This window comes from Leifsonia sp. 466MF (assembly GCF_900100265.1).
In the GTDB taxonomy this organism is placed as follows: domain Bacteria; phylum Actinomycetota; class Actinomycetes; order Actinomycetales; family Microbacteriaceae; genus Leifsonia.
Genome location: NZ_LT629696.1, coordinates 2,936,627 through 2,951,516 on the forward strand (window position 1 = coordinate 2,936,627; position 14,890 = coordinate 2,951,516).

General features: G+C 70.4%; 14 protein-coding genes. 5 read left to right on the forward strand and 9 right to left on the reverse strand.

Features of this window, described 5'->3' with window-relative positions:
* Window positions 1–684 carry an AfsR/SARP family transcriptional regulator gene (locus BLR91_RS13995; protein WP_231918925.1) on the reverse strand — a complete coding sequence of 228 codons (684 nt, stop codon included), beginning with the start codon at window positions 682–684 and terminating at the stop codon, window positions 1–3.
* Window positions 685–829: 145 nt separating this feature from the next.
* Window positions 830–1,771 (reverse strand): NAD-dependent epimerase/dehydratase family protein, encoded by a 942-nt coding sequence (locus BLR91_RS14000; RefSeq protein WP_089881173.1) that lies wholly within the window; start codon window positions 1,769–1,771, stop codon window positions 830–832.
* Window positions 1,772–1,837: 66 nt separating this feature from the next.
* Here BLR91_RS14000 and BLR91_RS14005 point away from each other — a divergent pair, with 66 nt between their 5' ends.
* The 5 genes from BLR91_RS14005 to BLR91_RS14025 all read left to right on the forward strand — a co-directional run bounded on the left by BLR91_RS14005 (window position 1,838) and on the right by BLR91_RS14025 (window position 5,061).
* A complete protein-coding gene (locus tag BLR91_RS14005; protein WP_089881168.1) occupies window positions 1,838–2,182 on the forward strand; it encodes a metalloregulator ArsR/SmtB family transcription factor in 345 nt (114 codons plus the stop codon).
* A 59-nt stretch (window positions 2,183–2,241) separates the two neighbouring features.
* A complete protein-coding gene (locus BLR91_RS14010) occupies window positions 2,242–2,691 on the forward strand; it encodes an iron chaperone (protein ID WP_089881165.1) in 450 nt (149 codons plus the stop codon).
* A 91-nt stretch (window positions 2,692–2,782) separates the two neighbouring features.
* Window positions 2,783–3,349 (forward strand): hypothetical protein, encoded by a 567-nt coding sequence (locus tag BLR91_RS14015; protein WP_231371091.1) that lies wholly within the window; start codon window positions 2,783–2,785, stop codon window positions 3,347–3,349.
* Between the two features lie 63 nt (window positions 3,350–3,412).
* Complete coding sequence (locus BLR91_RS14020; protein ID WP_089881162.1) at window positions 3,413–4,240, forward strand: helix-turn-helix domain-containing protein; 828 nt, start codon at window positions 3,413–3,415, stop codon at window positions 4,238–4,240.
* Window positions 4,237–5,061, forward strand: a complete 825-nt coding sequence (locus BLR91_RS14025) for an aminoglycoside phosphotransferase family protein (RefSeq protein WP_089881159.1) — start codon at window positions 4,237–4,239, stop codon at window positions 5,059–5,061. Before BLR91_RS14020 ends, BLR91_RS14025 begins: the two co-directional genes overlap by 4 nt.
* A gap of 25 nt (window positions 5,062–5,086) precedes the next feature.
* Here BLR91_RS14025 and BLR91_RS14030 read toward each other — a convergent pair whose 3' ends face one another.
* The 7 genes from BLR91_RS14030 to BLR91_RS14060 all read right to left on the reverse strand — a co-directional run bounded on the left by BLR91_RS14030 (window position 5,087) and on the right by BLR91_RS14060 (window position 14,845).
* Window positions 5,087–6,988 carry a helicase HerA-like domain-containing protein gene (locus tag BLR91_RS14030; RefSeq protein ID WP_089881156.1) on the reverse strand — a complete coding sequence of 634 codons (1,902 nt, stop codon included), beginning with the start codon at window positions 6,986–6,988 and terminating at the stop codon, window positions 5,087–5,089.
* 5 nt (window positions 6,989–6,993) lie between these two features.
* Window positions 6,994–7,719, reverse strand: a complete 726-nt coding sequence (locus BLR91_RS14035) for a phosphatase PAP2 family protein (RefSeq protein WP_197674297.1) — start codon at window positions 7,717–7,719, stop codon at window positions 6,994–6,996.
* Window positions 7,720–7,840: 121 nt separating this feature from the next.
* On the reverse strand, window positions 7,841–9,070 hold the full coding sequence (locus BLR91_RS14040) for a multidrug effflux MFS transporter (protein WP_018189894.1): 1,230 nt from the start codon (window positions 9,068–9,070) through the stop codon (window positions 7,841–7,843).
* A gap of 377 nt (window positions 9,071–9,447) precedes the next feature.
* The gene (locus BLR91_RS14045) at window positions 9,448–10,626 is read right to left on the reverse strand and encodes an ROK family transcriptional regulator (RefSeq protein WP_089881153.1); all 1,179 of its coding nucleotides are present in this window, start codon (window positions 10,624–10,626) and stop codon (window positions 9,448–9,450) included.
* A gap of 94 nt (window positions 10,627–10,720) precedes the next feature.
* The gene (gene yicI / locus BLR91_RS14050) at window positions 10,721–12,967 is read right to left on the reverse strand and encodes an alpha-xylosidase (RefSeq protein ID WP_089881146.1); all 2,247 of its coding nucleotides are present in this window, start codon (window positions 12,965–12,967) and stop codon (window positions 10,721–10,723) included.
* A 16-nt stretch (window positions 12,968–12,983) separates the two neighbouring features.
* On the reverse strand, window positions 12,984–13,880 hold the full coding sequence (locus BLR91_RS14055) for a carbohydrate ABC transporter permease (protein WP_018189891.1): 897 nt from the start codon (window positions 13,878–13,880) through the stop codon (window positions 12,984–12,986).
* Entirely contained in the window at window positions 13,880–14,845 is a 966-nt protein-coding gene (locus BLR91_RS14060; RefSeq protein WP_089881142.1) for a carbohydrate ABC transporter permease, read from the reverse strand. The genes BLR91_RS14055 and BLR91_RS14060 overlap by 1 nt, the downstream gene beginning before the upstream one ends.
* Window positions 14,846–14,890 lie beyond the last annotated feature (45 nt).

Here is a 14,890-nt window from a genome sequence, read left to right on the forward strand (position 1 = left end):
TCAGAGCGAGCGGACCGCCACGGCGGAGTTGACCGCGCGGGCAAGCCGCGGATCGGGCGCGACGCCCAGCTCCTCCTCGAGGGTGCGGGCGAACGCCCGGAACCGCATGGCAGCCGCGTGACGGTTGCCCTCCTGCAGATGCGCCAGGATCAGCGCGTAGGCGGCGGACTCCCGCAGCGGATCGGCCGCGAGCGCCGCCGTGCCCGCCTGCGTGGCAAGTGCGTGCATCCGCTGCTGGGTCATGGTCACGCACGCCGCCTCGAGGGCCTGAACGCGCAGCAGGTGGAAGGCCTCCTGCGCGGGGATCGCCCACTCCTCATGCCACCCAGGAAGCAGGTCGCGCGACAGCAGGTCGATCTCGTCCATCGTCAGCGGGGCGCCCTCGATCGCGGCGCACGCCACCTCGTGCAGCCGGGTCAGGTCGACTTCGGCGTCCAGACGCAGCTCGTCGCCGTCGGCGACCACCCATCCTCCCGGCGACTGCCAGATCGCGCGCCGGAGGTTCGCCCGCGCCTGGGTCTCGGGGATGTCCGCCCACAACCGGCCGGCGACGACGCCGCGCGAGGCCTCCGGACCGGCGACCGCGAGGAAGGCGAGCAGGCGGCGCGACGGCAGCGACAGCCGGACGGAGGGCAACACTCCCAGTCCCCCGACCACAGCGAGTCTCCGCGTCGGCTCAGGCATGACGGCTTCCTGCAGACGCGTCGTGCCCCGGGCACGGCACGTGATCTCCCCGCGACGCGAGCCATTCCCCCGCCGCTCGCCTCAAGGGTGGACCCGGCCCTCCACCCGCGTCAATACACAATCCGGCCGGGCGCCGGCGGGTCGGTCAGCGACGGGAGGCGGCGGCCGGCCGGACGCGCCGGGCCGCTGCCTGCCTGCGCCCGAGGCGACGCACGATCCGCAGGTCGTCGAGAGAGAAGCGACCCTCGGGCATCGCGGCGCGGATGCTGTCGTCGCTGAACGGACGCGACGGCCGCAGGTCGGCCGGCAGCTCGGGAGCATGCGGCGCGGACTCGGCGACGCCCTCCGCGAGCATCCGGGCCTGCGCCTTCGCCACCAGCGGGACCACCATCGTCCACTCGGTCAGCTGCGCCAGCGCGCGGATCGTCCAGACCGGCGCCGGGAAGAAGATCGGACGACGGCCGGCGACCCGCGCGATGCGGCGCACCGCCTCGCCGAGCGTGAACGCCTCTGCACCCATCACGGCGACAGTCGGCTCCGCGACCCGGCCCTCCAGCGCCGCCACCAGCACGTCGACGGCGTCATCGACCGGGACCGGGCGCACGGTCCGCTCGCGGAACCCGACCGTCGCGAAGGCCGGAAGAGTCCGCACCGCGCGGGTGACATGATCCACCATGTGATCGCCGGGGCCGTAGACCATGCTGAGCTTCAGGACGGTGTGGTCGATGCCCGAGGCCCGGATCAGCTCCTCCGCCGCCCACTTCGACTCGTGGTAGCCGGAACCGCAGTCGGGCCGTGCCCGCAGGAAGCTGACCATCACGATGCGGCGCACACCCGCTCGCCGCGCCGCCTCGATCACGGCCCGGGTGCCGTCGATGTGGATGCGCTGGAACGTCTGGTCGCCGATCTCACGGTTGATCCCGGCGCAGTGCGCGACCGTGTCGCAGCCCGCGAAGGCCGCCGCGAGCGCATCCACGTCGTCGATCTGGACCCCGGTGCGGCGCGAGACCACGACGGCCTCGTCGCCGAGACGCTCTGCGAGATGGCGGCCGATGAAGCCGGTCCCTCCGGTGATGGCTGTTCGCATCCTTCACTCCTTCGCTTATTAGCAATGTAGCTAAACTGTATATAGCAATGGTGCTATAGTGCAAACATGACAGACTCAGCGAGCGACATCTTCGCCGCGCTGGCCCACCCGACCCGGCGGCAGATCCTGCAGGACCTGAAAGACGGGGAGCTCGCGGCCGGCGAGATCGCCGCCCGCTTCAACGCGACCGGGCCGACCATCTCCCGGCACCTCAGCGTGCTCCGCCAGGCGGGCCTCGTCACCGAACGACGGGATGCGAACCGCATCCTCTACTCGCTGGCGGGCGAACGACTGGCGCTCTCGGTCGGCGACTTCCTGTCGACCGTCTGCCCCGAGCAGATCGTCCTTCGAGAGGTCCGCAAGCGGGGCACGGGACGGACCGACGGACGGAAGTCCGCGGCGACCGCATAGCGGCCAGGTGAGCAGTTTCGGAGAAGCGCACAGCACCCCGCCCGTTCTACGGTCGGACTATGACCAAGACAACCGAGACCTCATCCACGGCTCCCGCCTTCACCGACGAGGAGCGCGCCGCCATGAAGGAGCGGTCGAAAGAGGTGAAGACCGCGCGCAAGGGCAAGACCACGCGCGAGGACGACAGCCGCGACCTGCTCGCCAAGATCGCCGAGCTCCCGGAGCACGACCGGTCGCTCGCCGAGCGCATCCACTCGATCGTCACCGAGACGGTGCCGGACGTCTGGCCGAAGCTCTGGTACGGGCAGCCGGCCTACGCCATCGGGGGCAAGACGTTCTGCTTCTTCCAGCCGGCGTCGAAGTTCAAGACGCGCTACTCCACGCTCGGCTTCAACGACCCGGCGAAGCTGGACGACGGGCCCATGTGGGCGACGGCGTTCGCCATTCTGGACCTCGGACCGGAGGAGGAGCAGCGCATCCGCGAGCTGGTGCGCACCGCCGCCGGCTGATCCGGGCGGCGACGGGAGCCGTCCGTCCCACGAATGGGTGTCCCCCAAAATGCCGCTACCGAGCCCTTGCGGTTTGGGCGAGGCTCGTCTGGTGAGTGAACCAGCCGAGGTGGGGACGGATGTGGCAGCGACCCGTGAGACCGTCCTCCGTCCGCACCGGCACCTGTTCACCCGGGGGATCGTCGCGGTGCTGGCCCTCACCACACCGGTGTTCGCCGTCCTCTACTGGCTGACCATCCCGTCCGGAGCCTGGGTCTTCGTGCTCATCGCGCACCTTGTCGTGATCGCGGCGACGGTCGTCGGGGTCGCGTCGTTCCTCAACACGACCATCACCTACGGGCCGGACGGCGTGCGCGAGCGCGGATTCTTCGGGCGGACGGTACGCGTCGGCCACGGCGAGGCGGGCGCGGTGATCCTGGTGCAGGTCTACGAGCGCAGCACCCTCGACGTCCTCCCCCAGCTCTTCGTGGCGTCCCCCGAGGGGCGGCTGCTCATCCGCATGCGCGGTCAGTTCTGGTCCGCGGACGACATGGAGCGCATCGCGGAGGAGCTGGATGTGCCCGTCACCCGACCCGAGGAGCCCATGACGCACGGGCAGTTGCGCCGCGCGTGGCCGCGCCTGCTCTACTGGTTCGAGCGCATCCCGGTCGGTCGCTGAGCCGCCGACGGCTCCCCGCCGGAGTCGACGCCCCGCACCCAGCGGGCGTGGCAGGATGACAGCGTGACGCCGCGCACCGAGGTCGAGCCGCGCAGCAAGGGTCTGCTCACGCCCAGCCGGATCGCCCCGGCCGCCCCGGTATCCATCGCGCGGCACGCCGCAGAAGGTCGGGCGGCGGCGTTCGTGCGGCACTACTGGCTCCCCCGCTGGCAGCTCCCGGACGGGACGAGCATTCGACAGGACGTGCTCGAGTACCCGACGGCGAACCTCGTTATGGAAGAGCGGTCCGCCGCGCTGTACCGGGCGCACCGCGGGATGAGCTCGCGCACCTTGGAGGGCTCGGGATGGGCGTTCGGCGTGCTCCTTCATCCCGGTGTCTCGCGGGGATGGGCCGGCATCTCCCTGCGCGGCCTGCCGCCTTCCGTCCCGCTCGACCGGCTGCCGATCGGGCAGGGCGCGGCGGGGACGGTCGCCGCCGTCCGCGAGCGCATGGCCGACGGCGACGACGCGAGCGCGATCGCCGCGTTCGAGGAGTGGCTGGGCGGCATCCCCGAACCGGACGACGATGCGCGCCTGGTCGACCGCATCGTCGCGGAAGTGGAGCAGGACCGCACCCTCCTGCGGGTCGAGCAGCTCGCCGACCGCTTCGGGCTGGGCGTCCGGCACCTGCAGCGCCTGGTCGCCGGGCACATCGGTTTCGGACCCAAGTGGCTCATCCAGCGGTACCGGTTGCAGGAGGCGGCCGCCGCTTTGCGATCGAGCACCCCTCCCTCGCTCGCGGACCTCGCCGCGGAGCTGGGCTACGCCGACCAGGCGCACTTCAGCCGGGAGTTCAAGTCGGTCATCGGCTCAACTCCCGGCGCCTACACCGCAGCCGAAGGACCGGAGTGACCGACCTCGACGCCGTGCTGGCGCCGTGGCGCGAGCGGTGGCGACTCGACCCCGACGGGGAGGCCTTCACCACACCGTCCAGTGTTCTGCAGCTCGTCCGGCGCCGTGGGGAGCCCCTCTTCCTCAAGGTCGCAACCGCTGAGGAGGAACGGGCGGGCGCAACCGTGATCGCCTGGTGGAGCGGCGAGGGCGCCGCGGCCGTCGTCGAAGCCGACGCGGATGCTGTGCTCCTCGAGCGTGCGACCGGGGCCCGCGACCTCGGGCAGCTCTCGCGCTCGGGCGCCGCGGGCGACGACGAGGCGACGCGCATCCTCTGCCGGGCCGGCCGTCGGCTGCATGCGGCGGGGACCGGGCCGCGCCCGGACGGCCTCTTCGACCTCCGTCGTTGGTTCCGCGATCTCCTGCAGAGAGGGGATGCGGCCGGCGACGATCTGTTCGTCGTCGCCGCGCGGGTCGCCGAGGGGCTGTTGCGGCATCCCGATGGGGACGTCGTGCTGCACGGCGACCTGCACCACGGCAACGTGCTCGACTTCGGGCCGCGCGGGTGGCTGGCCATCGATCCGAAGCCGCTGCACGGCGACCCCGGTTTCGACGCGGCCAACATCCTCTGCAACCCCGACCCCGCGACGGCGCTCGCGCCGGGTCGCCTGGAGCGCGCGGTCGCGGTGATCGCCGCGGAGACCGGCCAGAGCGAGGACAGGGTGCTGCGCTGGGCGCTGGCCTGGGGCGCGCTGTCCACGGTCTGGGCGGAGCAGGACGGCGCCGCGCACGCCTCGGCGGCCGGTGTGGCGCAGCGGGCACGGACGCTCCTCGGGCTTTGACCCGGCTCCACGTTCCGGCCGCGGCTCAGCGACGGCGGCGGGTGCCGAAGATGCCCTCCACCACGCTGCCCAGGATGTCGCGGGTCGCCTTCGAGCCGAGCACCTGCTCCAAGACGGTCTTCGACGAGCCGGATGAGGTGCGCCGCGTCGTGCTGCGCGGCGAGGTCTGGCGCAGGATGCGGTCATACTCCTTCTGCGCTGCGCGCTCGGCGGCCTCGCGCGCCTTCGCGTCGGCCTTGGCCTGCGCTTCGGCCGCCTTCTGCGCCTCGGCGGCCGCCTTGGCCGCGGCCTCCTCGGCCTCCGCTTTCGCTGCGGCGGCCGCGGCGGCGTCGAGCTTCCGGCCGAGCATCTCGCGGGCGGAGTCGCGGTCGAGCGGGGTGCCGTATCTCGCCTGCAGCGGGGAGGCGGCGATCGTCGCATCCACCTGCTGCTCGGGAGCCGGAGACGTGGAGCCCTGCGGTGCGCGGAGGCGGGTCCAGGCGACCGGCGTCGGCGCGCCCTTCTCGTTCATGACCGTGATGACGGCCTCACCGGTGCCGAGCGACTGCAGCACCTGGGCGAGGTCGTAGCCGGAGGTCGGATACGTCGACACCGTGGCCTTCAGCGCCTTGGCGTCATCCGGTGTGAACGCCCGCAGCTGGTGCTGGACGCGCGAGCCCAGCTGCGCGAGCACCTCCGAGGGCACATCCTTCGGCGTCTGGGTGACGAAGAAGATGCCGACGCCCTTCGAGCGGATGAGGCGGACCGTCTGCGTGATCGCCGCCAGGAAGTCCTTCGACGCATCCCGGAACAGCAGGTGCGCCTCGTCGAAGAAGAAGACCAGCTTCGGCTTGTCGAGGTCGCCGACCTCGGGCAGGTCGTTGAACAGGTCGGCGAGCAGCCACATCAGGAAGGTGGAGAAGACGGCCGGCTTGTCCTGGACGCCGGGCACCTCCAGCAGGCTCACGACGCCCGTACCGTCGGGAGCCGTGCGGAGGAACTCGGCCGTGTCGATCTCCGGCTCGCCGAAGAAGGCGTCGGCGCCCTGGTCGGCGAACGCGATCAGTTCGCGCAGGATGACGCCGACGGTCGCGCCGGAGAGCCCGCCCAGCCCCGTCAACTCCTCCTTGCCGTCGTCGCTCGCCAGGTACGTCAGCACGGCACGCAGATCGGCGAGATCGAGAAGCGGCAGCCCCGCCTGCTCCGCGTAGTGGAAGACCAGCCCGAGGCTCGACTCCTGCGTCGCATTGAGGCCGAGCACCTTCGAGAGCAGCAGCGGTCCGAACCCGGCGACCGTCGCCCGGACCGGCACCCCGCGGCCGACGCCGCCGAGCGAGAAGAATTCGGTCGTCGCCGCGTGCGGTGCCCAGTGCTGGCCGATGCCGCCGGTGCGTTCGAGCAGTTTGTCGTTCGCCTCGCCTGGTGCCGCGATGCCGGAGAGGTCGCCCTTGATGTCGGCCGCGAACACCGGGACGCCCGCCGCCGAGAGCTGCTCGGCGAGCACCTGGAGCGTCTTGGTCTTGCCGGTGCCGGTCGCTCCGGCGACGAGGCCGTGACGGTTGGTCATGGCGATCGGGATGCGGATCGGCACGTCCGGCAGCGGATCGCCGTTGACGAGGGCGCCGAACTCCAGCACGTCGCCTTCGAACGCGTAGCCGGCTCGGATCGTCTCGACCGCGGCGGCGTCCAGCGGGCCGGAGGTCGGCGGCGGCGGGGTGGTCGGCGGGGTGCTGGCTTCGGGAGCCGCGGGCGTTGCCGCTGCAGCAGTCGCCGCGGCCGCCGCGGTCGAAGCGGCCTCGCGCAGGGATGCGGCCTGGGCCTCCGCCGCGGCCGACGCCTCCTGCGCCCTCCGGACGGCCTCGGCCGCCTCCGCCTGCAGCCGCTCGGCCTCCTCGGCCGCCGCCAGTGCTTCCGCCTGCGCCTTCGCCAGCGCGTCCGCGTCGCTCATGCGGCTCACTCTACTGGCGCGTGACGGCGTGCGAGCCAGAATGGATGCGGCTCTGCCGCCTCTCTCGCGAGGCGGTGCGCGAGCGGCGCCCACACGATCACGGCGACCCCGGCGCCGAGCAGCAGCCCGCCGATCGTGTCGCTGATCCAGTGCGCGCCGAGGTACGTGCGACTGACCGCCATGAGAACTGCCCACACCACGCCGAGGATCCACACCCACACCCTCGGGAACAGGATGCCGAGCACGACCACCATCGTTGCCGCATTCGCCGTATGCCCGGACGGGAATGAACCGGTGTCGGCGTTCACGAGGATCTCCGTCGGGCGGGCTCGTCCGACCGTGTGCTTGATCAGCTGTACGCAGACGACCGACAGCACGCTGGCGATCGCGAAGAAGGTGGCGCCCCAGGGCCTCCGGAACGCGACCAGCAGCAGGAAGATCAGGACAGGGATCACGACCGAACCGAGGATGCTGCCGCCGACGTAGTTGAAGAAGAGCGCCGGTCCGAGCCAGAGCGGGGAGCGATGCTCGACGATCTCGCCCATCCACTCGGCGTCGATCGCGAACGGCTCCCGAGGACGGAGCGCGATGATGAGGCCGAGGCCGACGACGAGAACGACGGCCACCGACGCCGCCACGACCGGCCACCTCCGCGTGACCCGCGCCGCCTTGACGACGTCGTGGCCTTCGGCATCCTCGGGCGGCGGCGGAGCGGGATGCGGTTCTGTCATGCGCCCAAACGTACCCGCGCCCACAGTCCGCCCATCGTCGAGTACGCCAAAACTGCACACGAATCGCCGCGCGCGCGTGCAGTTTTCGCGTACTCGACGGTGGGCGGTAGGGGCTTGGCGGCTAGTGCGCGAGTTGCGGGACGGTGCGCGGCCGCACGACGATCCACAGCGAGGCGATCGAGACGAGCGCGCAGATGGCCATGACAGCGCCCATCGGGGCGGCACTGCCGACGCCGAGGATGCCGACGACCGGCGACACGATGCCGGCGATGCCGAAGTTGAGCGCACCGAGCAGGCTCGCCGCGGTCCCCGCCTCGTGACCGTGGCCGTTGAGCGCGAGCACCTGGACGCAGGGGAATCCGAAACCGCACGCCGCAATGAAGAACCACAGCGGGATGACCGTTCCCCACAGTCCGACGTGCGACTGGTCGAGCACCACGATGGTCACCGATGCCAGGAACATGACGATGGTGGAGCACGCCAGGATCCACTGCGGACCGACGTACTTGGTGAGGCGTGCGGCCGACTGCACGCCGATGATGATGCCGATGGAGTTGATCGCGAACAGCAGGCCGTACTCCTGCGCGTTGAACCGGTAGATCTCCTGGAAGATGAACGAGCTCGACGAGAGATACGAGAACAGGCCGGTGAAGTTGGCGGCGCCGACGATGGCGATGCCGACGAACACCCGGTCGCTGAGGACGGCCTTGTACCGCTGGCCGACCGTCGAGTGCCCGGCGTCGTGGCGGCGCGCCTTGGGCAGCGTCTCCACGATCCACAGGGCGACGCAGATGACGACGAACAGGCCGTAGCAGGCGAGCACGACGAAGATTCCGCGCCACGGCATCACGAGCAGCAGCCAGGAGCCGAGCACGGGCGCGAGCACCGGGGCGAGGCCGTTGACGAGGGCAAGGCGGCTCAGCATCCGGACCAGCGGACGCCCGCCGAACAGGTCGCGGACCATGGCCATCGCGACGACGCCACCGGCCGCGGCGCCGATGCCCTGCAGGGCACGCGCGACGCCGAGCAGCTCGACGTTCGGGGCGATCGCGGCCGCCAGACACGCGATGATGTGCACCCCGGTCGCGACCATGAGCGGCGTGCGCCGGCCGATCTTGTCCGACCACGGGCCCACCAGCAGCTGACCGACGCCGAAGCCGATGGTCGTGGCGGTGAGGGTCAGCTGGATGGCCGCGGTCGAGACGTTGAAGTCGTTCTGCAGCGTCGGCAACGCGGGCAGGTACGTGTCGATCGTGAACGGGCCCAGTGCGGTGAGCGCGCCGAGGATCAGGATGTAGGCGAGGCGCTGGCGGCCGGAGAGCGAGTCTCCGGGATGCACGACGGTGGTCACGAAAGGGTCCTTGGCAGGTCGAGGTGGATGAGGCCGCGCCCGCCGTCGGACGCAATGACAACAGCACCGCGCGGAAGCGGTGCTGTCGGGATTGTGGTTCGAATCGATTCGATTGATCGACTACAAGGAATCCTATACCGTACAGCCCCCGAATGTGAACGTGCACATCGGGTTCTCTTCGCCGAGATTCGTGCCGAATGTGCGTTATGGCGTCGCAAAGCGCACATTCGGCACCCACCTCGGTGCTTAGAGCGCCGCGGGGAGGTGGATTTGCGCCAGATCTCGGTTATCGCGGCGTCAGAACGTGGATTTGCGCCAAATCTCGAGCACCGCGGAGGCGCACGGAGGCGACGCGACAGGATGCGGGCGGAATGCGGTCAGGATGCGGGCGCGGCCAGGAGCGGGCGGAAGGCCAGCTCCGCCGCACCGATCATGAGGATGTCCGAGCCCAGCCCCGCACGGACGATCGAGAGCCGCTCGGCGCTGGCGGCGAGAGCCTGCTCGCCCACGAGCCGTGGCAGCCGCTCGGGATCCAGCGCGTGGAGCGCACCGAGGAAGCCGCCCAGCACGATCAGCTGCGGGTCGAAGACGTTGGTGGCGTTGCGCAGCGCCGTCGCGAGGAAGCCGACCTGGCGGTCGACCTCCGCCGTCACGGCCGGATCGCCCGCCGCGATCGCCGCGGAGAGCGCCCGGTCGAGCTCCTCGGGGTCGGCCGCATCCATCCCGAGCACGTGCAGCAGCGCGCTCTGGCTCACCTCGGTCTCGAGGCAGCCGACGGCGCCGCAGTGGCAGCGGACGCCCGCCGAGTTGACCAGGGTGTGCCCGAGCTCGCCCGCGTACCCGCTGATCCCCGTGAGGGGCGCTCCGCTGACGATCACCCCGGCGCCGATGCCCGACGCGCCGCCGTTGAGGTACACCAGGTCACTCGCACCGCGTCCGGCGCCGAAGAGCCGCTCGGCGTCGGCGCCGAGGCTTGCGTCGTTGGCGGCGAGCACGGGGTACCCCGTGGCCGCGGCGAGTTCGGCGGCGAACGGCTCCTCGGCCCATTCGAGGTGGGGAGCGAGCCGCACGACGCCGTCCTCCTCCCGAACGAGCCCGGGGACGGCAACGCCGATCCCGACCACGCGTGAGGCCTTCGCGAGGTCCGCGCGCAGTCCGTCGACGACCGCTGCGGCGATGGCCACGGCCTCCGCGGCCGACGGGATATGCCCGGTCGGGTACCGCACGCGGCGATGCACGGTCGCGTCCAGACCGACGACGCCGACGGTCACCGCGTCGATCTCGGGGTTGATGGCCAGCGCGACGACGCGGCCGTCCGGCGCGACGACGGGAGACGGCCGCCCGACCCGGTTGCTGAGTTCGGGCTCGCGCTCCTGCACGAGGCCCAGCTCCGCCAGCTCGGCGACCAGAGCGCCGACGGTCGAGCGGTTGAGGCCGGTCGCCTGCGTGAGCGCCGAGCGGGCCAGCGGACCCTCGCGGTGGACGAGCCCGAGCACGGTCGCGAGATTGTGCCGCCGCACCGTGTCGAGGTTCGTCCCCGTCGCCCTGCCGTTCATACTCCGCGTAACTGTACCGTCGGGCGCGGCCTCCGGTGACGTGGGCGCCAGGCGCGCGCCCCCGTCACCGGTCCGCCGGGCTGGATGCGCCGGCTCAGCCGAGGGTCGCCGTCCCCGACTCCGAGGCCGCGGTGCGGCCGGTGACCGCATCCCGCAGCGTGAAAGGATGCCCGCTCGGCCCGGTCGCCGTCAGAGCCTCACCGCGGCGGGTCACCGTGTACTCGGCGACCTCGCCATCGGGGGTCGTGACGGTCACCGTGCGCACTCCGTCCGGCCCGGGGTAGACGGCGAGCGTGAGGTCGGTGCGGTAGTCGTAGTCCGGGCGGTCGTCGCGGGCGCCGAGCGGCAGGACGGCGCCTTCGCGCACGAACAGCGGGATGCTGTCGAAGCCGTGGGTCTCGCGCAGCCAGCGTCCGCCCTCCACCGTCCGGCCCGAGAAGTACTCGGTCCAGGTGCCGTCGGGCAGATAGAACTCGACCTCGGACGGCGAGAACACGGGCGCGACCAGGAGGTCCGCTCCGAGCATGTACTGGCGGTCGAGGTGGTCGACGGCCGGGTCGCCCGGGAACTCGAGCTGCATCGGCCGCATGACCGGCGTCCCCGCGGCGTGCGCCTCCTGGCCCGCCGCGAACAGATACGGCATCAACCGCAGCTTCAGCTTCGTGAACAGGCGCGTGACCTCGACGGCTTCCTCGTCGAACGCCCACGGCACCCGGTACGAGTCGCTGCCGTGCAGGCGCGAGTGGCTCGACAGCAGCCCGAACGCGGTCCAGCGCTTGAAGACGCCCGGGTCGGGGGTGCCCTCGAAGCCGCCGATGTCGTGGCTCCAGAAGCCGAAGCCGCTGAACGCCAGCGAGAGGCCGCCGCGCAGGGTCTCGGCCATGGACTCGTAGCTGGAGGTGTTGTCCCCGCCCCAGTGGACGGGCAACTGCTGGCCCCCTGCGGTCGCCGATCGCGCGAACAGCACGGCCTCGCCGACGCCCTTCGCCTCCTGCAGCACCTCGAACACGGCCTCGTTGTAGAGCTGCGTGTAGAGGTTGTGCATGCGCTCCGGCGATGAGCCGTCGAAGTAGTCCACCTCGAGTGGGATGCGCTCCCCGAAGTCGGTCTTGAAGCAGTCGACGCCCTGCGCGACCAGCCCTCGCAGCTTGTCCTGGTACCAGCGGGTCGCATGCGGGTTCGTGAAGTCGACGAGGCCCATCCCGGCCTGCCACAGGTCCCACTGCCAGACGTCGCCGTTCGGACGCTTCACCAGGAAGCCCGCCTCGGCGGCCTCCGCGAACAGCGGCGAGCGCTGCCCGATGTAGGGATTGAGCCACACGCAGACCCGGAGGTCCTTGTCGTGCAGGCGCGCGAGCATCCCCTCCGGGTCCGGGAACGTGCGCGGGTCCCACTCGAAGTCGCACCAGTTGAACTCGCGCATCCAGAAGCAGTCGAAGTGGAACACCGACAGCGGCAGGTCGCGCTCGGCCATGCCGTCGATGAAGGAGGTGACGGTCGCCTCGTCGTAGTCGGTGGTGAAGCTGGTCGACAGCCAGAGGCCGTACGACCAGGCAGGAACCGACGCCGGCCGACCCGTCAGTGCGGTGTACCGCTCCAGGATCTCCTTCGGAGTCGGGCCGTACACGAGGTAGTACTCCAGGCTCTCGCCGGGCACCGAGAACTGGACGCGCTCCACCGACTCCGACCCGATCTCGTACGAGACGTGGCCGGGGTGGTTGACGAGCACGCCGTAGCCGCGGTTGGTCAGATAGAACGGGATGTTCTTGTACGCCTGCTCGCTGGAGGTGCCGCCGTCGGCGTTCCAGATGTCGACCACCTGGCCGTTCTTCACCAGCGGTCCGAAGCGCTCCCCCAGGCCGTAGACCAGCTCGCCGACGCCGAGCGCCAGCTGCTCGTGGACGAACGTCCCCTCGCCGGCCACGGTCATGTAGCCGAGGGACTTGTGTCCGCTCGAGGTGAGCACGCGGTCGCCCGCCGAGAAGGTCAGCGACCACGGCGCCCCGCGCTTCACCGTCGCCGTCAGGCCGCCGGTCGTGAGCACGCCCGCCTCGTCGTCGACGGACACGTGCGCGTGCCCCTCCTCGACGTTGAGGTCGAAGCCGCGCTCCGGCTGCGTGCCCTGCCAGTGGTCGACGCGGACGCCGACCACGCCGGGCAGCGGCGAAGTGAGCGTGACGGTCAGCGTCGGGCGGTTGAGGGTGTCCCCCCTGCGCTCGATGACCTTGGCGGGCGCGGTGATCGTGATGCTGCCGTCGCCGGCGACCACGTCGTACGCCTCCTGGGCGTAGACGGGCGTGACGCCGTCGCGCAGCATCCAGAAACCATCGGTGAACTTCATGCGGTGACTGCTCCGGTTACTTGACCGCGCCGGCGGTAATGCCGCGGGTCAGGGTGCGCTGGAAGATGAGGAAGAAGACGAGGGTTGGGATGAGGCCGAGCAGTGCCGAGGCGGACGTGGTCGTCACATCCATCAGCCGGTCGCCCTGCAGGGCGCTGATCGCGACAGGGACCGTCTGGTTGTCGTTCGACACCAGGAAGGTCAGCGGGATCAGGAACTCGTTCCACGTCCAGATGAAGAAGAAGATGAGCAGGACGCTCAGGGTCGGGCGCGAGATCGGGACGACGACGCGCCACAGGATGCGCCAGCGGCCGGCGCCGTCGAGCGATGCGGCCTCCAGCACCTCCTTCGGGAAGGTGCCGTACACGCTCGACAGCAGATACGTGCCGAACGCGCTCTGGATCACCGTGAAGATGATGATGACCGCCCACGGATTGTCGTACAGGCCGACCTGCTTGAACATGAAGTACAGCGGGTAGAGCAGGGCCTCCTGCGGCAGCATGTTGGCCAGGAGGAACAGCACGATGATCCAGGTGCGCGCCTTCACCCGGCCGATGCCGAGCGCGTAGGCGTTGAGGACCGACAGCACGACCGACAGCAGGGCGACCATCCCGGAGATGAAGATGGAGTTCCACAGCTTCTCCGGGAAGTTGACGCGGTTCCAGAAGTTGACGATGCCGTCCGTGTAGAACGACGTCGGCAGCTGCAGCGGACCACCCGAGTTGTAGTCGGCCGGGCTCTTGAACGAGTTGATGAGGATCAGCAGGAACGGGAAGGCGATGCCGATCCCGATGAGGATCGCGACGACGAGGATGACCCAGTCGGTCACGGTCTTGCGCGGCTTCTGCCGCTTCAGCCGGCGGGGCTGCGCCGTCGCCGCATCCGTGCGGGGGCGCTCGATGGTGGTCGACATCAGATCTGGTTCTCCCTGCGCTCCGCGCGGTTCTGGGCGATCATGAAGAGGACGGAGACGGCGATGATGACCACCGTCAGCGCGGTCGCGATGGTGGCGCCGTATCCCACCTGCTGGCTCTGGAAGAACTCGCTGTAGGAGTAGTAGCTGGGCACCATGGTCGCCGTGCCGGGCCCACCGCGGGTCAGCGTGTAGACCGGGCCGAAGACCTTGAGGGCCGCGATGGTGCAGGTCAGGGTGACGACGAAGATCTCGGGCCGGATGATGGACACGGTGATCGAGCGGAACCGCTGGAACCAGTTGGCTCCATCGAGCTCGGCCGCCTCATACAGCTCGGGGTCGACCCGCTGGAGCGCCGCCATGAAGATGACGACCGGGTAGCCGATCTGCACCCAGACCATCACGGCCATGATGGAGGCGAGTGCCGTGTCCGGGCTCCCCAGCCAGTTGTGGGCGAACTGCCCCAGACCGACGGCCTGCAGCATGGTGTTGAGCGCGCCGTTGTCGGGCCGCAGGATCCAGCCGATCACGATCGCCGCGATGACGACGGGCAGGATCTGCGGCAGGTAGTAGGTGGCCCGCAGGAAGCTGGCGAGCTTGCCGCCGAACTTCTTGCCGACCAGGTCGAACAGCATGGCCGCGAGGATGAGGCCGACGAGGGTCGGGATGACGACCATCGCGATGATCATCGCGATGGAGTTGCCGAACGATGTCCAGAACTTGTCGTCGCCCATCAGCCGGACCCAGTTGTTCAGCCCGATGAACTTCGGCGGGCGGATGCCGCGGTAGCTCGTGAAGCTGAGGTAGATGTTCCACACCAGCGGGACGAGGACGATCACCGTCAGCAGGACGAATCCCGGCAGCAGGTACAGCCAGAACCGGCCGTGCCCTCGGCCGGGCACCAGCGCTTCGCTCTGCGCCTTCCGCTTGCGCCCTTCCGGCGCGCGCACGCTCACGTCGACCATGCGTTCTCTCCTTTGCGTTCCCTCCCCCACCGTCGAGTCCGCGAA